19 protein-coding genes are annotated in these 17,840 nt (G+C 41.6%); 15 read left to right on the forward strand and 4 right to left on the reverse strand.

Translation table 11 applies throughout. The features are described from left to right. Positions 1-356 precede the first annotated feature (356 nt). From BLR42_RS19385 to BLR42_RS19400, 4 genes are read left to right on the forward strand one after another with little or no spacing between them, the layout of a single operon-like run. The gene (locus tag BLR42_RS19385; RefSeq protein ID WP_091872727.1) at positions 357-620 is read left to right on the forward strand and encodes a hypothetical protein; all 264 of its coding nucleotides are present in this window, start codon (positions 357-359) and stop codon (positions 618-620) included. Continuing rightward, positions 586-915 carry a leucine-rich repeat domain-containing protein gene (locus tag BLR42_RS19390; protein WP_139165218.1) on the forward strand — a complete coding sequence of 110 codons (330 nt, stop codon included), beginning with the start codon at positions 586-588 and terminating at the stop codon, positions 913-915. The genes BLR42_RS19385 and BLR42_RS19390 overlap by 35 nt, the downstream gene beginning before the upstream one ends. After that, a complete protein-coding gene (locus BLR42_RS19395) occupies positions 912-2,669 on the forward strand; it encodes a leucine-rich repeat domain-containing protein (protein WP_091872733.1) in 1,758 nt (585 codons plus the stop codon). Before BLR42_RS19390 ends, BLR42_RS19395 begins: the two co-directional genes overlap by 4 nt. A 51-nt stretch (positions 2,670-2,720) precedes the next feature. Continuing rightward, positions 2,721-3,173 carry a PaaI family thioesterase gene (locus BLR42_RS19400; RefSeq protein ID WP_022762838.1) on the forward strand — a complete coding sequence of 151 codons (453 nt, stop codon included), beginning with the start codon at positions 2,721-2,723 and terminating at the stop codon, positions 3,171-3,173. A 68-nt stretch (positions 3,174-3,241) separates the two neighbouring features. Here the strand turns inward: BLR42_RS19400 and BLR42_RS23045 are convergent, their stop codons facing one another. Together BLR42_RS23045 and BLR42_RS19405 are read right to left on the reverse strand one after the other, a co-directional pair. Continuing rightward, positions 3,242-3,400, reverse strand: a complete 159-nt coding sequence (locus tag BLR42_RS23045; RefSeq protein ID WP_170832886.1) for a hypothetical protein — start codon at positions 3,398-3,400, stop codon at positions 3,242-3,244. A gap of 295 nt (positions 3,401-3,695) precedes the next feature. Continuing rightward, the gene (locus tag BLR42_RS19405; RefSeq protein ID WP_091872739.1) at positions 3,696-5,168 is read right to left on the reverse strand and encodes a transposase; all 1,473 of its coding nucleotides are present in this window, start codon (positions 5,166-5,168) and stop codon (positions 3,696-3,698) included. A gap of 226 nt (positions 5,169-5,394) precedes the next feature. Between BLR42_RS19405 and BLR42_RS23365 the strand changes: the two genes are divergently transcribed. The 5 genes from BLR42_RS23365 (at position 5,395) to BLR42_RS19425 (ending at position 10,839) form a co-directional block, all read left to right on the forward strand. Beyond that, positions 5,395-5,691: a hypothetical protein gene (locus BLR42_RS23365; RefSeq protein WP_091872741.1), complete on the forward strand. Its 297-nt coding sequence runs from the start codon at positions 5,395-5,397 to the stop codon at positions 5,689-5,691. Positions 5,692-5,698: 7 nt separating this feature from the next. Next, on the forward strand, positions 5,699-7,399 hold the full coding sequence (locus tag BLR42_RS19415; protein WP_091872744.1) for an IS66 family transposase: 1,701 nt from the start codon (positions 5,699-5,701) through the stop codon (positions 7,397-7,399). 274 nt (positions 7,400-7,673) lie between these two features. Then, complete coding sequence (locus BLR42_RS24270) at positions 7,674-7,763, forward strand: zinc-ribbon domain-containing protein (RefSeq protein WP_170832887.1); 90 nt, start codon at positions 7,674-7,676, stop codon at positions 7,761-7,763. A 164-nt stretch (positions 7,764-7,927) separates the two neighbouring features. Then, on the forward strand, positions 7,928-8,263 hold the full coding sequence (locus BLR42_RS19420) for a metal-sensing transcriptional repressor (protein WP_091872747.1): 336 nt from the start codon (positions 7,928-7,930) through the stop codon (positions 8,261-8,263). Between the two features lie 11 nt (positions 8,264-8,274). Beyond that, positions 8,275-10,839 (forward strand): heavy metal translocating P-type ATPase, encoded by a 2,565-nt coding sequence (locus BLR42_RS19425; protein ID WP_091872750.1) that lies wholly within the window; start codon positions 8,275-8,277, stop codon positions 10,837-10,839. Between the two features lie 572 nt (positions 10,840-11,411). On the opposite strand, the gene BLR42_RS19430 is transcribed toward BLR42_RS19425, so the two are convergent. Further along, positions 11,412-12,638, reverse strand: coding sequence for a hypothetical protein (locus BLR42_RS19430; protein ID WP_091872753.1), 1,227 nt, complete (start codon positions 12,636-12,638; stop codon positions 11,412-11,414). Between the two features lie 701 nt (positions 12,639-13,339). Between BLR42_RS19430 and BLR42_RS19435 the strand changes: the two genes are divergently transcribed. The 5 genes from BLR42_RS19435 (at position 13,340) to BLR42_RS23055 (ending at position 15,795) form a co-directional block, all read left to right on the forward strand. After that, positions 13,340-13,555 carry a hypothetical protein gene (locus tag BLR42_RS19435; RefSeq protein WP_091872755.1) on the forward strand — a complete coding sequence of 72 codons (216 nt, stop codon included), beginning with the start codon at positions 13,340-13,342 and terminating at the stop codon, positions 13,553-13,555. A gap of 134 nt (positions 13,556-13,689) precedes the next feature. Further along, on the forward strand, positions 13,690-14,712 hold the full coding sequence (locus BLR42_RS19440; RefSeq protein WP_091872758.1) for a DNA/RNA non-specific endonuclease: 1,023 nt from the start codon (positions 13,690-13,692) through the stop codon (positions 14,710-14,712). A gap of 182 nt (positions 14,713-14,894) precedes the next feature. Beyond that, entirely contained in the window at positions 14,895-15,230 is a 336-nt protein-coding gene (locus tag BLR42_RS19445; RefSeq protein ID WP_091872761.1) for a DUF3795 domain-containing protein, read from the forward strand. A gap of 140 nt (positions 15,231-15,370) precedes the next feature. Beyond that, entirely contained in the window at positions 15,371-15,595 is a 225-nt protein-coding gene (locus tag BLR42_RS19450; protein WP_091872763.1) for a hypothetical protein, read from the forward strand. 47 nt (positions 15,596-15,642) lie between these two features. Continuing rightward, on the forward strand, positions 15,643-15,795 hold the full coding sequence (locus BLR42_RS23055; protein WP_022762829.1) for a hypothetical protein: 153 nt from the start codon (positions 15,643-15,645) through the stop codon (positions 15,793-15,795). A 111-nt stretch (positions 15,796-15,906) separates the two neighbouring features. Here BLR42_RS23055 and BLR42_RS19455 read toward each other — a convergent pair whose 3' ends face one another. Next, a complete protein-coding gene (locus BLR42_RS19455; protein WP_091872766.1) occupies positions 15,907-16,686 on the reverse strand; it encodes a hypothetical protein in 780 nt (259 codons plus the stop codon). 226 nt (positions 16,687-16,912) lie between these two features. Between BLR42_RS19455 and BLR42_RS19460 the strand changes: the two genes are divergently transcribed. Next, positions 16,913-17,473: a DUF3990 domain-containing protein gene (locus BLR42_RS19460; protein WP_091872768.1), complete on the forward strand. Its 561-nt coding sequence runs from the start codon at positions 16,913-16,915 to the stop codon at positions 17,471-17,473. The last annotated feature ends 367 nt before the right edge of the window (positions 17,474-17,840 follow it).

The raw sequence follows: 17,840 nt of genomic DNA on the forward strand, positions 1-17,840 counted from the left end.
GCTACGTCTTCAGTAATTGTATTATCTTTTACAAGCTTTCCAAGCCATTTCTCAAGATTGTCAACCTTGTGATTTGTCTGGATAAAGTGGATCTTTTTGCCTTCTACATCTGTTGAAAGAAATAATTCGTACATATACATAAGAGAAACCTCCATTTTTTTCTTATTCTTTTCTTTCATTCTCATTGGCCATTTGAATGTTCTTTCTCGCTTACATAAACTATATCGATAGGCCTTTCGATTTTCTTTAGAGCAAATTCCAATGTTTATTTTTATTTTTTTTAGAGCAAAATCGTGAAAAAATATTACAATAGATGGGAGTAAATAATTGGGCCACTTTGGCAAAGGGAGGACATAATGAAAAAAGCTTTTCATGTTGCATATGGTGTATGTATTGCAGCTGCATGCATGCTTTTTAGTGGAGTCAGCGTTAAAGCTGTCGGGGGTGTTGCAATTGATTCCGGCAATTTTCCTGATGACGGATTTAGGAAAATTGTCAGTGAAAAATGCGACAAGGATAAGGATGGAGAATTATCTGTTTCAGAGATAAGTGAGACAAAAAGCCTTATCGTTGGCGATAATAACGATGAAGGTTTTGCTGACATTCAAGCCTATCACTGAAGAGGGCATGGGAGCTGAGATGGTTGAAATTAATGGATCAGTTAAAATCGGAGGCTACAACTATCCTGTCACAACTATCGGAAAAGCAGCATTTAAGGGTTATAGTAATCTTAAAGAAATTTATATAGCAGCAGATCTCAAGAAAGTAGATAAAAATGCTTTTACGGGTCTCAATAAGAAAAATAAGGTTACAATTTTCATAAGAACCAAGAATAAGAAGTTCTACAATAGAGTCAGAAAAGTACTTAAGAAGGCTGTGCCCAAGAATGTGATTATTAAGAGGTATGAAAAATGAAACAAGAACTACAAACAAGATTTACAATTAATTGGTTATTTGTCATTGCACTGTTTTTAATGATGCAGTTTGCGCCATTTTCAGCGGTGAAGGCTTCTGCATATTCAAAAACTGCTGATGGATTCGAATATAAAACTTACCCTGAGGGCTATGTACAAATTTGCGGCTATGAAGGTAACGAGCTAACGGTAGTCATTCCCGAAACAATAAACGGGCTTCCTGTTACAGGAATCGAAGGCAGTGCATTTCAATCATGCAGAAATATAAAAAGCGTGACCGGAAACAGCATAACAAACATATCCGAGAGAGCTTTTATGCTTTGCAGGGATCTTGAATCTGTAAGTTTTCCCAAAGCCACAACTATCGAAGAGTGGATTTTCTACGCCTGCACTTCACTGAAAAATGTAAATATTCCTATGATTACCTATCTTCCGTTCAATGCTTTTAAAGAATGCAGTTCACTTGAAAAAGTAAGTTTTCCCAATGTGACCAGTACAGGAAAATGTGTTTTTCAGGATTGTCCGATGCTGAAAAGTGTATCTCTTCCGGCGGCTACCAAGATAAGCTGCTATGTTTTTTCCGGGTGTACCAGCCTTACCGCGGTTTCTTTTCCTAAGGTAACTGAATTTGGAGTTAATGTATGCGAGGATTGTACTGCGTTGGAGTCAGCTGATTTTCCGAGTGCCAAGGAAGTAGGCAGCGATTTGTTTTTAAGCTGTGTAATCCTGAAATCTGTCAATTTTCCTAACGCTGAATATGCATGGGGAGAGTGCTTCAAGGGCTGTGGAAGTCTTGAGAAAGTGAGTCTCCCCAAAGCTAAAACGATTGGAAAAAACGCCTTTTCAGATTGCACATCGCTGACATCGGTTAGCGCTCCGAAAGCTGAGAGTATAGAGGACGAGGCATTTTCAAATTGCACAAGTTTAAAGACTATAAGTCTTCCCAATGCGTCTACTCTTTGGGGCAACACATTTACCGGCTGTACTTCCTTAACTTCCGCATATTTTCCGAAGGTTATGTATTTGGGAGGAAAAGACTTTTTTAATTGTACTTCACTGTCAAAACTGGTTATCGGAGGAATGGTATCAACTTGCGGTGATTATGCTTTCGGTTTCAAGCAAAACGGTTCAGGAAGATACGAACGGATAAAGGGATTAACATTATATACAATTATTGATAACAGAAATCTGGCATATGCATTTGCGGTCAAAAATGGAATAAATGTAGCATCCGTCAATACTACAATTGGCCGGGTTGAAGTTTCGGAAAAGTCGTATACCTATACGGGAAAACCCATAAAGCCTGAAGTTGTTGTAACAGATAAAAGCGGGAAACTGCTGGATAGCTCTGAATATAAAGTGAATTACCAGAGTAATAAGGCTGTCGGAACAGCTTTAGTTACAGTAACGGGTCAAGGTTTTTGCAGCGGCTCGGCTTCAACAACTTTCAAAATCCTTCCCGGCAAGACGGATATTACTTTGGCAAAGAGTAAACATAAAAAGCAACTCACACTGAAATGGAATAAGAATACTGCCGGGAACAGCTATGAGATTCAGCTTTCCACTAATAAGAAATTCAAGAAGAAAAAGACAAAGAAGGTTATTATAAGCAAGAAGAATGTCACGAAAGCCAATATAAAAGGTCTGAAAGCCGGCAAGAATTACTATGTCAGGATCAGAAGTATTAAGAAGGTTTCTGGGAAAGTGTATTCAGGCGTCTGGTCGGATGTTAAAGAAGTTAATGTTATGCGGTAAGTGCTTGATTATAGACTTCAGATATTTTTATAGATGATTGAGGAGAGAAAAATGCGTAAGGCACGTACTGAAAAAGAAAATGCAATTAGGGAGAAAATGCTCGCTGAGCTTTATGACAACGAATACAACAAGTTTATAGGATTTGAGGTGATGGAGCTTAGCCCCACATATAGCAAGTCTAGGGTCAAATGTGATACAAGACTTCACAACACATACGGCAGTATCCATGGCGGAGCACTTCTTTCTTTTGTTGATGTAATGGCCGGTGCGACGGCAAGCATGAGCGGATATTATGTTACGACAGTATCTGCAAATTTAAATTTCCTGTTGCCTGCGGTCAACACGGAATACATCTACTGTGAGTGCATGAAACTTAAAACCGGTAAACATATCCTGGTATTTGATATAAGAGTTACTGATGATGCGGGGAATCTTTTGGACAGCGGAGAGTTTTCCTTCTTCGCAAGTAAGGTCCCGGTACTCGGAGATAATTTGAAGTTCTAGAAGGGGCTACATAAAATAAAAAGGAGAATCCTGTTTAGGGATTCTCCGGCAGTGACTATATATTTATATTACCAAACGAAAGTAACTGCGTTAGCTACGTCTTCAGTAATTGTATTATCTTTTACAAGCTTTCCAAGCCATTTCTCAAGATTGTCAACCTTGTGATTTGTCTGGATAAAGTGGATCTTCTTGCCTTCTACATCTGTTGAAAGAAATAATTCGTACATATACATAAGAGAAACCTCCGTTTATTCTTCTTATTTTTTCTTTCATTCTCATTGGCCATTTGAATGTTCTTTCTCGCTTACACATGATATATCGATTGGCCTTTCGAATTTCTTTAGAGCAATTTTCAATGTTTATTTTTATTTTTAGGTAATTGCGAAACTCGCTTTGCTCGTTCGCAATCTTGAATTTAGACAAGGAAAATTCATGCAGGGCATGAATTCTCTGAAATAAAATGTAAGCCGACAGTTTTAGGCGTACTTTAATAAGCATATGGCTTAATGAAGTTGGTAAGTCCTACGCGATTAGCGGTTTTGCACTACGTATATATTCATGGTGTTTGATTTTGTCGGCGAGAACAACGGTGATGAGCTGCGTGATACCTGCAAGGATTAGGTCAGCATGCAATGTTTTTTCATTTTGTGTGCGGCGTCCTGCTAAACAGAGATTGTCTTTCATATGATTGATATCTCTTTCGACAGCGGTTCTGATCTTATACGTATTGTTCCATTCTTCAGTACCGCGAAGTGTTCCTAGATAGGCTCGTAGATTCTTTTCAGGATAAATATGTATCATACGGCCACAGGAAGAGTTGGTACAAGGATTATCGCATTGGCACTCTCGATGGTGCTTGCCGGTGGATTTATCGTAAGTATTTTTGATTTTTGGACAGACAAATTTGAATCTTACCAAACCGTTCTTCTTTGAAGATTTGCCGTCCGATTTCATCGGAAGTGAGTCATCATTAGGACAACAGGGTATACCGTCAGCATTTACTTTGCAATCAGGATATTTGATTCCTGCTCTACTGTTTAAGGGTATATATGCTTTTGAAAAATGTTTATCTGTTCCAAAAGTATCACCTGTAAGTAGCTGTTTATACAGAAGAGCTGAATCAAAAGCAGCATCGCCCAAAAATGTTTTTGGATTGATGAGTGGATGTTTTGAAAAGAAGTCCTGAAGTGTTGGAATGAGAAGCTTTGCATCATGAACACATTTATCATCATCAGGTGAATCAGATTTCTTTTCGACAACTATATCCGGGTGAGATGAAAAAAAGTCTTTGTTGTAAAAAGAAATATGGCGGACGATTCCCAGGCCGTTTGTTACAATGCCAAACTTGAAAACGTAGCAGAAATGGCCGTTGATATATAACTGTTTGATTTCAGGATTGGCAGAAGCATGAGAAGGCATTGCTCCATAGGCTGCCTTATAGGGATCATAGGATTTATTAAACCCCATTGCTTTGGCATATGCCTTAAGCTGTTTGATTATCCTGTTTGCATACTTGGGATTATTTTCAGCGACAAAGGCTTCAATACCGGAGGAATCAAAGATGGTCATGTCGGCTTTTGCAGAATCAATAGCCTGACAGATAGGCTCAGTAATATCAACGAGCTTATCAAAAACAAGCTGTAGGTCATCCAGAAAATCTTGCTTAAAGCGGGTTATTTTAGAAGCATCAGGAACTTTGGTAAAACCACAGAATTCACGAAGTGGCTTCGAGTATGCAAGAAAGACCAGTAGAAGCTGATCTGTGGGGATAGTAAAAATGCGTTGGATAATTAAAGCCCAGAGCATAGCTTTTAATGGGTATTTACGGGATCTTCCCGTTGATGCATAGAAATGCTTTATAAAAGAAAGCGGAATAATTTCATCAAGGTCGATATGGTTTTCTAATAGAGACAAAAACGCAGGCTTGTCATTTTCAAATTTATTTTGGCAGTCTGAATAAATATCAGCCAAAGAAAGCTGTTTATATGGTATCATATATATCAGAATAACTCCTTTCTTGGTGTGTACAGTGGTTTCTTGTCAATTCTATTGGTTACTGTTCAGACCCTAGCTTGACACCCTATCCTAACGATTAAAATCACATATCAAAATAACTACAAACCTAGAAAAAATCTAACTTTTTCTGGGTTTTTCTATTGCTTTTTGAATCGTTATGATATATAATATAAACGTAACGATGTATCTTTGAAAGGAGCACGCCATGGGCATTATTAAGCAGTTAGACAAGCGGACCGGCATAACCTATGTTTACGAATCCAAAGCATACTGGGACAAAGAAAAAAAGCAGAGCCGGGCTAAAAGAACACTGATCGGCAGGATTGATCCTGAAACCGGCGAAGTGGTACCAACTGATGGAAGGCATAGAAAGGCCGAAGATTCTAAAGAAAAAGAACCCGACTACAAAAAACTGTATGAAAAGCTTCAAAAGAAATGCGAAGCACAGGAAGTACTCATCAAATCTCTTAAAGCAGAAATCAAAAAGTTAAAGGCGAAGTAATCACTTTATGAACAACTCTCAGTATGAATACATCACAACTTTACAGTACCGGAACAAAGCCCTTAAGGCACGCGTTGAGGCTTTTGAAAACGGCTCCATGTACAAGAAGATGGAGGCAGACTATAATAGTCTGCTTCATACTGAGGAATCCCGTATTCACAAGCTCGAAGTAGCACTATCCAAGTCACACGCACAGACTGTTGATGTCAGGAATATATGGTGGGAAGTCCTTGAAGACGTCTTCAAAGAACACGAAAAAGAAAATTCAGCCTATGAAGCCCGCATCAAGCAGCTTGAACAACGTGTTCTCGAGGTTGAAAGACAGCGCGACTCTGCTCTCGACGCAAAAAAGGAACTTCGTCTTAAACTCTATGAAGCCCTTACCGAGCTGGAAGAAGAAAAAGGCAAAAACATGCACCTTAAGGCACAGCTCAACAGGGACTATGAGAATTCCTCTAAACCATCATCTCAGTCAGTAAACCATAAGAAGATAACAAACAATCGTGAAAAGACAGGAAGGAAGCCCGGAGGACAGCCAGGGCATAAAGGTCATGGCCGAAAGAAGCAGGAACTGACACAACCGGTTATTTATCTTCCAGCTCCACAAGAGGTTCTTGATGACCCCGACTTTAAAAAGACCGGAAAAATCATAAAGAAACAGGTCATTGGGATCCGTCTGTGCATGGATGTCAGAGAGTACTGGGCTGATGTTTATTACAATTCGCAGACAGGTGAACGCAGACATGCCGAATTCCCTGATGGGGTCAATGATGATGTTAATTATGATGGCACGGTAAAGGCGTTCCTTTATCTTCTTAACAACAGTAGCAATGTTTCTATCGATAATGCAAAGGACTTCCTGTCAAGCCTCACAAAGGGCAGGCTTAACATCTCCAAAGGAATGGTAAGCAACCTTAATAAGCAGTTCTCAGAAGCCACCGAAGAACAGCGCAAAAAATGGTTTGTGGATCTGCAGAGATGCCCTGTTCTTAATACAGACTTCACCAATGCAAGATGTGATGGCAAAAACATGGAAGTTGCCATCGTCGCTTCCCCTGATGGACTCACGCAGTATTATGCCAGGGAACAAAAAGGACACAAAGGCATAAAGGGAACCCCTGTAGAGCATTATCAGGGTATACTGGTCCATGATCACGATATAACTTTCTATAGTTATGGAAGTGACCATCAGGAATGTTCAAGCCATGTGCTGCGTTATCTGAAGGATGCCATGGAAAATGAACCCGACAGAAAGTGGGCTGGCAAAATGAGAGCACTGCTGCAGGAAATAATCCATTATAATAATTCTCTGGACTACGATGCTGATCCGGATGCAGAAAAAGTAGAAGACTTTGAGAAAAGGTACTGCGAGATCATAGAAGAAGCCCGAAACGAATATCTGGATGTTCCTCCAAGCAAGTATTATCCAGAAGGTTATAACCTCTTCAAACGGATGGAAAAGTTCATGCACAACCATCTGCTATTCCTTCATGATAAAAGAGTTCCTCATAGTAATAACCTGAGCGAGCGCCAAGGACGTAAGGTAAAGCGAAAAATAGGGCAAGTCATGACATACCGGTCATTCCAAAGTCTTGTGTACTTTTGCGATGGCCTTGGTGTGCTGGTTTCGCTACGCGAACAAGATCCCAGCAATATTTACACGAGTGTGTCAGAGATATTTGATGGAAAATACCGGTGGTCTGACTGATTTCAGTCTAGATCACCGGTATTCTTATCTCAAGCTAACCTCTGAACAGTAACTTCTATTGTACCATATCCGGTGAGGGGTTATTCATTTTTATTGCAATAAAAATGCCGTATTTATGCGGCTTTTGGCGTTTCGCAAACGCCTAATTTTTATTTTTTTTGAGGGGGAATTGTGAAAAAAAGTTACATTTTGGCTGATTAGATTTACCTCATTTTGGAATAGAATGAGATTAAAGAGGAAATCACGGAGATACATCAATATAAGGAGATGTCTTATGTCTAAATGTGCGAAATGTGGAAGAGAATTGAGTGGCAATGAGAGGTTTTGCCCTGACTGCGGAAACTCGCCGAGGTTGGCAAGATGATTGCAGGATTATCGCAGTACAAGATAGCTAGCACGCTGTTCAAGTAATGGATTGCATAAATTAAGTTGACAGATACCCCACCAGGGTATATATTGGAGAAAATCCAGTATACCCTAGTGGGGTATTTGTGCATCATGAAAAGCCATTATTTATGGAGGAAATATATGTCAGAGAACGAAAACAAGATGGAAGAAATTGAAGGCAGTTGTCCGCACTGCTCAGGCAAGCATAAGGACAGAGATGATAAGGAAAAAAGAGATCTTATGAACAGGCTCAAAAGAATAGAAGGGCAGGTTCGCGGAGTTGAAGGGATGCTGGAGAACGACGCATATTGCACGGATATCCTAGTGCAGGTGTCTGCGATTACAAATGCCCTCAACAGTTTTAATAAGGTTCTTCTAGCAAATCATATGAAGACCTGCGTGACTGAAAACATTCGTGAAGGTAACGATGAGATTATTGACGAGCTGGTGGTTACACTGCAAAAGCTCATGAAGTAAGTAGGTGAAAAATGGAACAATATAATGTAACCGGAATGAGCTGCGCCGCATGCCAGGCGAGAGTTGAGAAGGCTGTAAATGCCCTGGACGGGGTTGAGAGCTGTGCTGTAAGTCTTCTTACAAACTCAATGGGCGTTGAGGGAAGCGCATCTCCGGAAGAAATAATTAAGGCAGTAGAGGCAGCAGGCTATGGGGCAAGTGTTAAAAGCACTGCAAAATCCGGTGCGGCCTCCAATAACTACGAGGATTCTCTTAAGGATACAGAGACGCCTGTACTTAAGAAGAGACTTGTTGCTTCAGTAATTTTGCTGATCCCGCTGATGTATGTCTCAATGGGACATATGCTGTGGAATTGGCCGCTTCCGCCGTTTCTTGACGGCAACCATGTGGCGATGGGATTGTATGAGCTGCTGATAGCGGGCTTTATCATGGTGATTAATCAGAAGTTTTTCATCAGCGGTTTTAAGGGGCTTATTCACAGGTCGCCGAACATGGATACCCTGGTGGCCCTTGGAGCGACAGCTTCTTTTGCATACAGTGTCTACGCACTGTTCGCCATGACGGGTGCGGTGAAGGCCGGGAACGCAGAACGGGTTATGTACTTCATGGACCAGTTCTATTTTGAATCAGCGGCTACGATCCTGACACTAATCACGGTAGGAAAAACTCTTGAGGCGAGGTCAAAGGGTAAGACCACAGACGCGTTGAAAGCCCTTATGAAGCTTGCGCCTAAGACGGCAGTTATCCTTGATGGCGACCAAGAGAGAACCGTTTCGATCGATGAGGTGAAGGTCGGAGACAGGTTCGTCGTAAGGCCAGGGGACAGCATATCCGTGGACGGTATTGTGAAAGTGGGCGAGAGCGCCGTTAACGAGTCCGCGCTCACGGGAGAAAGCGTTCCCGTGGAGAAGCAGGCAGGAGATACTGTTTCAGCTGCAACCATCAATACTTCGGGGTATATGGTGTGCGAGGCCACAAAGGTCGGCGAGGATACCACGCTTGCGGGAATCATACGAATGGTCAGTGACGCCGCCGCAACCAAGGCACCGATTGCCAAGATTGCCGACAGAGTTTCGGGCGTGTTTGTTCCCACAGTTATAGGTATAGCGTTTGTCACATTTGTTGTGTGGCTGCTTGTTGGGCAGACCTTCGGTTATGCGATTGCGAGAGCCGTATCGGTGCTGGTAATCAGCTGTCCGTGCGCTTTGGGACTTGCAACTCCCGTGGCGATAATGGTCGGAAACGGTGTTGGTGCCAGAAACGGAATTTTGTTCAAGACGGCAGCAGTGCAGGAACTTACCGGAAAAACACAGATAGTAGCGCTTGATAAGACAGGTACGATTACTACAGGAATTATGCGGGTTACCGATGTAATTCCGGCAGACGGTTTTGATGAAAAAGAGTTGATGACAGTCGCTTATGCGCTGGAATCCAAGAGTGAGCATCCTATTTCAAAGGCAATCATTGATTACGCAAAAGAGAAGGCGGTGGAGCTCAGGGAGACAACGGAGTTTGAGGCGCTCTCAGGAAATGGACTGAAGGCGAAGCTTGACGGAGTGGCAGTTGCGGGAGGAAATGCAAGATTTATCACAGATATCCCGGAAAGCGCCGCTGCACACATGAATGAACTTGCCGGCCAGGGTAAAACGCCGGTTCTTTTCACAAAGGATAACAAGCTCGCAGGAATAATTGCTGTAGCTGACACTATAAAGGAAGATACACCGCAGGCCGTCAGCGAGCTCAAGAAAATGGGCATACATGTGGTGATGCTGACGGGTGACAACGAGATCACGGCAAGAGCAATTGCGGATCAGGCAGGTGTGGATGAGGTTGTTGCCGGAGTTTTGCCGGACGGGAAAGAGTCTGTTATCAAAAAGCTCATGGAGCACGGTAAGGTTGCTATGGTGGGTGATGGAATAAACGACGCACCGGCCCTAACCCGCGCTGACGTTGGAATTGCCATCGGGGCAGGAACGGACATCGCCATAGATGCAGCTGACGTTGTACTTATGAAAAGCAGTATCCGCGACGTTGCAGCAGCCATCAGAATTTCGAGAGCAACTATCAGGAATATCCACGAGAACTTGTTCTGGGCATTTTTCTATAATGTGATCGGAATCCCTCTTGCTGCGGGATGCTATGTGGCAGCCTTCGGATGGACGCTCAATCCGATGTTCGGGGCAGCAGCAATGGGACTTTCAAGCTTCTGCGTGGTATCGAATGCGCTTAGACTTAACTGGATAAAGGTTCATGACGGCTCGAGGGACAAGTCCGTGAAAAATGCTGTTGATTATAGAATTATTCAATCAGAAGAAGTTCGGGTTGATAATGATACAAAGGAAAATGATACAAAAGAAAAGGAGAATAAAGAAATGAAGATTAAGGTAAACGGAATGATGTGTCAGCACTGTGAGGCTCACGTAAAGAAGGCGCTTGAGGCAATTGACGGAATAGAATCAGCGGTAGCTTCCCACGAGGAGAATCTGGTAACCATTACAAATTCCAAGGACGTGGATGAGGATGCTATTAAGGCTGCTGTTACGGAAGCCGGATATGAGTATGTTGGAATCATGTAATTGAGCGTAGATAGAGGCTTAGTGGCATTTACTCATATAAAACGTGTAAATAGTTGTAATTATATTTCAAAGGTGTAAAGGGGAGTTATCAGGTAAATAGTACTGCGTTGAAGAAAATGGGGTTACTCGAAGATAGCTCAAAGTCATATGGTATAGCAGAGATTACATTGCCATTTTTCGGTGAGTATATTGAGAAGTATTGTTAATTATTATGAGGGCATTACATGAGAGTAATTGAGACCATAAACAATAGACATAGTTATCGCGGGAAATACAAGCCGGACACTGTTCCGAGAGAGGATCTCATGCGTCCTTCCGGTGGGCGTTGCCGAGGGCGAGCCCGTGGCTCCCAAGAAGAAGGAGTTTTCAGAAAGAGCCTGGTTTAATACATTTCAGGGAAATTAATATATATAAAAGCTGCATTTCTGCAGCTGAATTTTAGAGGGGTAGCTGCCGGATTGTTTCTGATCCGGCAGCTTGTGTTATGAAGAAAAGTTTCTAAAAGGGGTTTGCCAAGAGGTTTTGTGTTCCTCTTGATGTTCTTTATGATAATAGAGAATACTAAAATGAAACTAAAATTTTGTGGGCAAAGTGTGAAGATTCGGTGAATTCTGGGTCTGCGATAAAACTTGCTCTTGAAGCGAGTCTTGCTCCTGCATTTTGGCGATGTATTCGATGTTGTAATCGATGTCCTTTGCAAGATACATAAGCCCTGCGAGGCCCACCACATCGTAGTTTTCGTAGGCGAGCTTCACCTTCTCCTCGATTTTCATAGTCACTGCCTGTCTGGGATATCCCTGGAGAGCCGCTACAGCAGGCCTGAAATAGGCCTCATCCACATCACCTAGGCAGTCGAAAAGGAAATCTATTCCCGCAGCATTTGCGGGATATTCAATTTTTTCAAGAAGTTCCACACAGTTGCACGCGCTGAATTCGTTTAGATAGTTCTGAAAATTCAGGAATCGCGAAAGCGAAGTTCTGCCGCCGCGCACATTCTCAGCAATTTTCAAGATATCATTGTCAGAGAGAACCCGTTCGAAAATCGCGAAGGTTATGTCTCGCTCGTCAGAGGCTCTGCAATTATGCCCATTTTCATCAGAAGAAAGATACTCATTATCCTCGTTGGCGAGGTCCTTCTCCCACAGATAACGGACACTTCCGAAGTCCTCTCTGTCGATGTAGAGACCAAAGGTATGGCGCGCCTTGTAGTAGCTATTCTCTGCGTTTTTCGGAAGTGACTTATAGTATATGCCCCTGTCTTTGAAAAATGCATCAAGATCCCTTCGAATCTGAGGCATCTTCGCCTTAAAAGGGAGTTTGATTGCCGCGCCGTCTATCGCCAGAAGCTCATTTTTCTTCGCGTTATAGCCGCAGATCAGGTCCGCCGGCAGATATCCGCCAAGGATGCATATCCACTTGTTATCGTCGCTGACGCATACGTTTTTCAGAATCTCGCCATCTTTGGTCACATAGTCTGAAAAAGTGGATTTTTCAATGATCATCGAGACCTTCTCGTTGTCCAGTTCTTTTCCGAAGTGAGGAAATTTGTCATACTTTTCCTTTTGCTGTCCGGCTCTTTCCCCGGATAGAAGTGAGGGGAACATGTTTTTTAAAGATGAATATATGATGTAAAATGCTACTATCGAAAACACTGCCAGTGAAACAATGCCCTCAAAGATTTTATGGTTTGAGACCAGATTAACTCCGTCAACCATAGCTGAGGCAAGCGATATGCCCATGAATATAATCCAGATGATGAGTATTGTTGCATTCCAGTCATCGGATGAATTGTTTCTCATTTTATAACTACTCCCAAATTCTTTCCCTGATATTACTTAATTACAAGCTTCTTTATAAAATAGCTTGTTTAAAAATTGTCTGTTAAAAGAAGCTTTTTTAAAAAATAGCTTTTTAAAGATACCTGCTGGGAATCAATGAATTCCCGGGAAGATATTATAACACTAAATTGGTGATAACATTAGGTGATTTTTAGCTCTATTTTTCAACCTAATTTAAGCTCGATTTGCGGCCGTTTTTGTCGATTTTGTTGGATGAATCCTCTGAAAAGAAAATAATTTGAGGATTTTAGCGATTTGGTATACGTTTTGAAGCTTTTTTGAAGCATATTTGACTGGAAAAGTAAATAGAACGACGAAATCTCCATTTTGGTATACCGGTTTTGAAAAATCATGGGTACCAAATAGTCGAAAAAGCCTTAATATTTACAAATGATGGCGAAAATGCCAAGAAATAGGCCTAGAAGGTATACCAAAACGCAAAAAAGTTGCAAATATTTACGATGGAGAAAGTAAGTGGGAGTGCGGGGTGTGGGGGTGCGCGATGCGATTAAAATTGGACTAAATAGGGCTGATGCAGATGGTAAATGTACTATAAATTGGACAGTAAAATTGGTAGAATGGATTTGTACCTTCCCTAGAATGCATTTGTTGCCTAGGATGGTTTTTAAAATATCATGTATTTAGAACACAGGAGGTGCTTTATGGATCCAATTTTTGCTCTGGCCGAATTCTTTAAAATACCGTTAACAATACTTAGGTGTAGTTGGTGGGCGGTTTATCTGGGGCTTAAGAAAGTTTTGCTGGGGTTTATTGCCCTGCATCTATGGATGTTCAGCCTTGAACTTCGTAAGCCTTATCCAAGGATTCCGTATGCTCAGGAAGAACTTCAGGAGATATTATTTGGCGAGGATTATTAGGGGATATTATTTCACGAAAATTTCATACTTGTTCGGGACAGAATGAGATATCTTGTATATAGAGGGATCTTGTATGTTGAGGCACTTAGTATACAGAGATTAGGCCGTTTCCGCAGAATTCGGGAGGACGGGAAATGAAGAGCTTTTTCCAGAAAAACAGAATATGGCTGTTTGCTGTGGTGGTACTGGTTATTTTCATGTGTTCAGTATCAGTTATTGGCATGTGCAAAAATGCGAATAACGAGGCTGCGACAGATGAAGCTACTGTTATTCCTGCGTACAGCGGGACCGAGACTGTCATACTAAATAATAATGTTCCGTCATTTACTGCATCGGAGATTACAAGTGTATCCTATGAGAGCTACGGAGAATTGGATGAGCTGGGTAGGTGTACTCCGGCCATGGCGAGCATCGGTGAGGATTTGATGCCGACTAAGGAGAGGGAGTCCATTGCCGAAGTCAAACCCACAGGTTGGAAGCAGAATAAATACCCCGGACTTGTGGATACTGATCCTCCGTTTCTGTATAACAGATGCCATATGATCGCATATCAGCTGACCGGAGAGAATGCCAATGTGCAGAATCTGATAACCGGCACCAGGTGCATGAACGAGGCCATGATTCCCTATGAAAATGAGGTTGGGGATTATGTTCGCAGCACCGGGTATCATGTGATGTACAGGGTTACTCCGATATTTTCGGGAGACAATCTCCTGTGTGACGGTGTCCGGATAGAGGCGCTTTCTGTAGAGGATAAGGGGAGAGGCGTAAGCTTTAACGTGTACTGCTACAATGTACAGCCCGGAGTGGTCATTGATTACAAGGATGGCAGCAATAAAATTGAAGAAGACGACAACTTCACAAGCCTGGAGGATTTCACAAAAGGAGTGCCAGATGGTGGTACGAAGGGTATCGGTGATGATACTACAAAGGGAATTCCTGATGATGGCGAAAAAGAAGTTACAGATAATACTTCAAAAATGATACCTGATGATATTTCTTATTCTTATGTCGGCAACAGGAATTCTCACGTGTTTCACAGACCGGAATGTGACAGTGTAAACGATATGAAGGAGAAAAATAAGGTATATCTGGAAGGGACAAGAGATGACGCCATAGACCAGGGCTTTAGGCCTTGCCAGAGGTGTAATCCCTAAGAACATGCAAATGAAATCTCTGGTAATTACAGACTGGTCCCCGAGCAATAAATTATGATTGATAAATCAGTGTAAAACAGATTCAAATCCGTGTGGATGCGAATCTGTTTTTTTATGTCTGATACATTAAATACATAAATAATACCAATTATATATGGGGACTATTCATAGGAGGGTGTGTCATGACAGATTTTATTGCTTTTTGCGGACTGGATTGTGAACAGTGTGAAGCTCGTATAGCTACAGTTAATGATGACAATTCACTAAGAGAAAAGGTAGCAAAGGAATGGACCGAGTTAAACGGAGTGGATATCACTCCCGAGATGATAAACTGCGTTGGCTGCAGACTTACAGGAGTTAAGACACCTTTTTGCCAGTCACTTTGTGAGATCAGACAATGCGCATTGGGCAGGAAGATGGAGACCTGTGGTTCTTGCTCAGATATGCAGGCTTGTTCCAAAGTTGGGATGATCATCAACAACAACCCTGAGGCTAAGCAAAGACTAATGGAGGCGTAAAGAAGGAAAAAAATAAAAACCTCCAAAATGTGAAGATATTTCTCACCATGTCTCGTTTTTATAAATGAAAATAGTGTGATATATGTGTGATATTGGTACTGGTAAGATAACAACATAAGATAAAACGAGAGGTGATGGATATGAAAAATACAATGTTTAAGAGAATCGCAATGGTACTTGCAGTTGTAGCACTTGTATCAGGAATCGCTTTTAATAAAGAGAATATCAAGGTTGAGGCAGAGGAAGCAAATGTGCAGATGATGGAGATCAGTTGCCCTCACTGCCACGAGACCATCACAGTTGATGTAATGAAGGATGATGCCCCGTGTGGTCACTGCCACGAGAATATTCACATTGACGGTTGATAAGCCGATAAAGGGTATAGAGAATTCACGATTGGAGGGAGAAAGTTATGCGTAATATTTTTGAAAGTATAATGGAAGAATTCGGTATCATAAATACAGCATCTTATCACAGACCCTTCGGTAGCCTGAATGCATCGGACTACAGTAGAATCGAGGCTGAGCTTATAAGATTTGCTGATAACGTAGCTATTACCACTTGATCCCTTATTTGGGAAAAGTGTGAAATGAATGTTAAAAAGAGGGGCTGTTGCACTTGATTGATTTAATCATCTAAAGCAACAGCTCCTTTTCTTTGAGGCAAAACCTGTCAATTATTTCGCTTTCAGTTTGTAGTGAAACTCAGTATTATGTCCAAAGCACTCCCAGAACTTGATATAGTAAGTGCCTTTTTTCACATTAATTGTTGTGGATCTTTTGCCGCCACTTACAGACCAGTTGGCGAGAACCTGCTTGCCCTTGCTATTGTATACATATATACGAACATCGGAACTACTATCTCCCAGAGCATAAGCTGTGATTTTCAGCTTTTTCTTCTTGCCGGGTATTACGATCTTACGGCAATTCTCTGCTGATTTACGGTTATTTGTTGCGGTATTGTAGGTGCAATCCACTAAGTATTCTGTATTTTCCTTATTGAATGCAAGGCCTTTCTTTTTTGTGAAAATCTTGTTGGGAGTGAAGGTTATGCTGTACTTTACAGTACCATTGTGGTGAAAAGTGTCCCAAAACTTCAGGTAATGTGCACCGGCAGTAACATTGGCAGCTATAGTGAATCTGCCCGTGCCTGTTGATTGGTTCTGAATCTCTGATCCGCCGTAACTATCATAGAGAAAAACTCTAACATCTTCATTTGAACTACCGGTGATTGTAATACGTCCGGCAGATTCAGCATTGATGGTTCTGCAGTTTTCTTCATCCGGTAAATTGTTATATGCAGAGTTATAATTCCAAGTACCCGCGTTGTTAGTTTCCGTGTACTCTGTACCGAAAGATATTATAGTGTTTGCTGCTTTAACATCAATCGGCTGTGCGAGTGTGATGCTCATTATCCCCACAAGCACCAAACCCATGACTTTTTTCATACATTTCATTATAAATTCCCTCCTTTAAATGCAATCGTGTGAAATTTTAGCAGAAAATATCGATAAAAGCAAATCGCGTTTCCTAAAAATCTCGCCTAGACATTTATGTTTTCGATGGATTCTCCCTTTCAGTATTCTATGATGGATTACAATTGTAAACAATCTAATTGCAATAAATATTAAATGTGGTATAATCATCCGTGACAATGTTGATAATCTCAGATGAGGTAATGCGATGATCACTCTCTATCACTCGGGTTATGTGACAATAGAAAAACCGGATGTTCATTTTGGCAGAAAAAACGCCGACTTTGGGCAGGGCTTCTATACTACCGATGATCCTGAATTTGCATGCAGATGGGTCAGGGAAAAGGCCGGCTCAGACATTATCATTAATCGTTATGAGCTTGATGAGAGCGCGCTGAAGATTAAGACTCTTGAGAGAAACAGCGAGTGGTTTGAGTATATTTTTGCCAACAGAAGAGTTAAGCCGGATGCCTTTGCGGACTACGATCTTATCATCGGGCCTATAGCAAATGATACGATCTATGAAACTTTTGGCATCATCACCAGCGGATTTTTGTCTGAAGAAGAGGCGATGAAGCTTCTTATGGTGGGCGATTTTTCAAGGCAGATAGTCCTTAAGAGCGTGAAGGCAGCCGAGCATTTGAGATTTGTATCTTCTGAGATTTTGGGAAAAGAGAGAATTGAAATCAGTCGGAAGAAATACCTTGAGGATAACGAAAAATTCCAGACTGAGTTCGCGAAAGCGATGAAGGAATTTGAGCGAGCGTAGATTTTTTGAAATCAGGAAGAAGTTTTTAGAAAATGATTTGAAATATTAATGATCTCTCGGAATCTTGAGTGATCATGCCAGCTAAATTCTGGCAATTGAACTTTGACAAGTGAATATTACCCAAGATGAAAAAAAGATGCAAAACAGGGCATGAATAATAGACATAACACTGTTGCTATGCCTGAGAATGCTGTATGATATTTACGAGATCATGCTACATTACAAACCAACTTTCTCGGGGCGGATTCGTAAGGCAGATCCCATGCATCCAAATGTTGTAACATGAGGATGTGATAGAGGCGGCAGTACCACATCTTTGTTGAGCGGTGCCTGCCGCTTTCTAGCTTGAAGTCTATTTTCTCACGCT

Source organism: Butyrivibrio sp. INlla16, assembly GCF_900104155.1.
Lineage (GTDB): Bacteria > Bacillota > Clostridia > Lachnospirales > Lachnospiraceae > Butyrivibrio.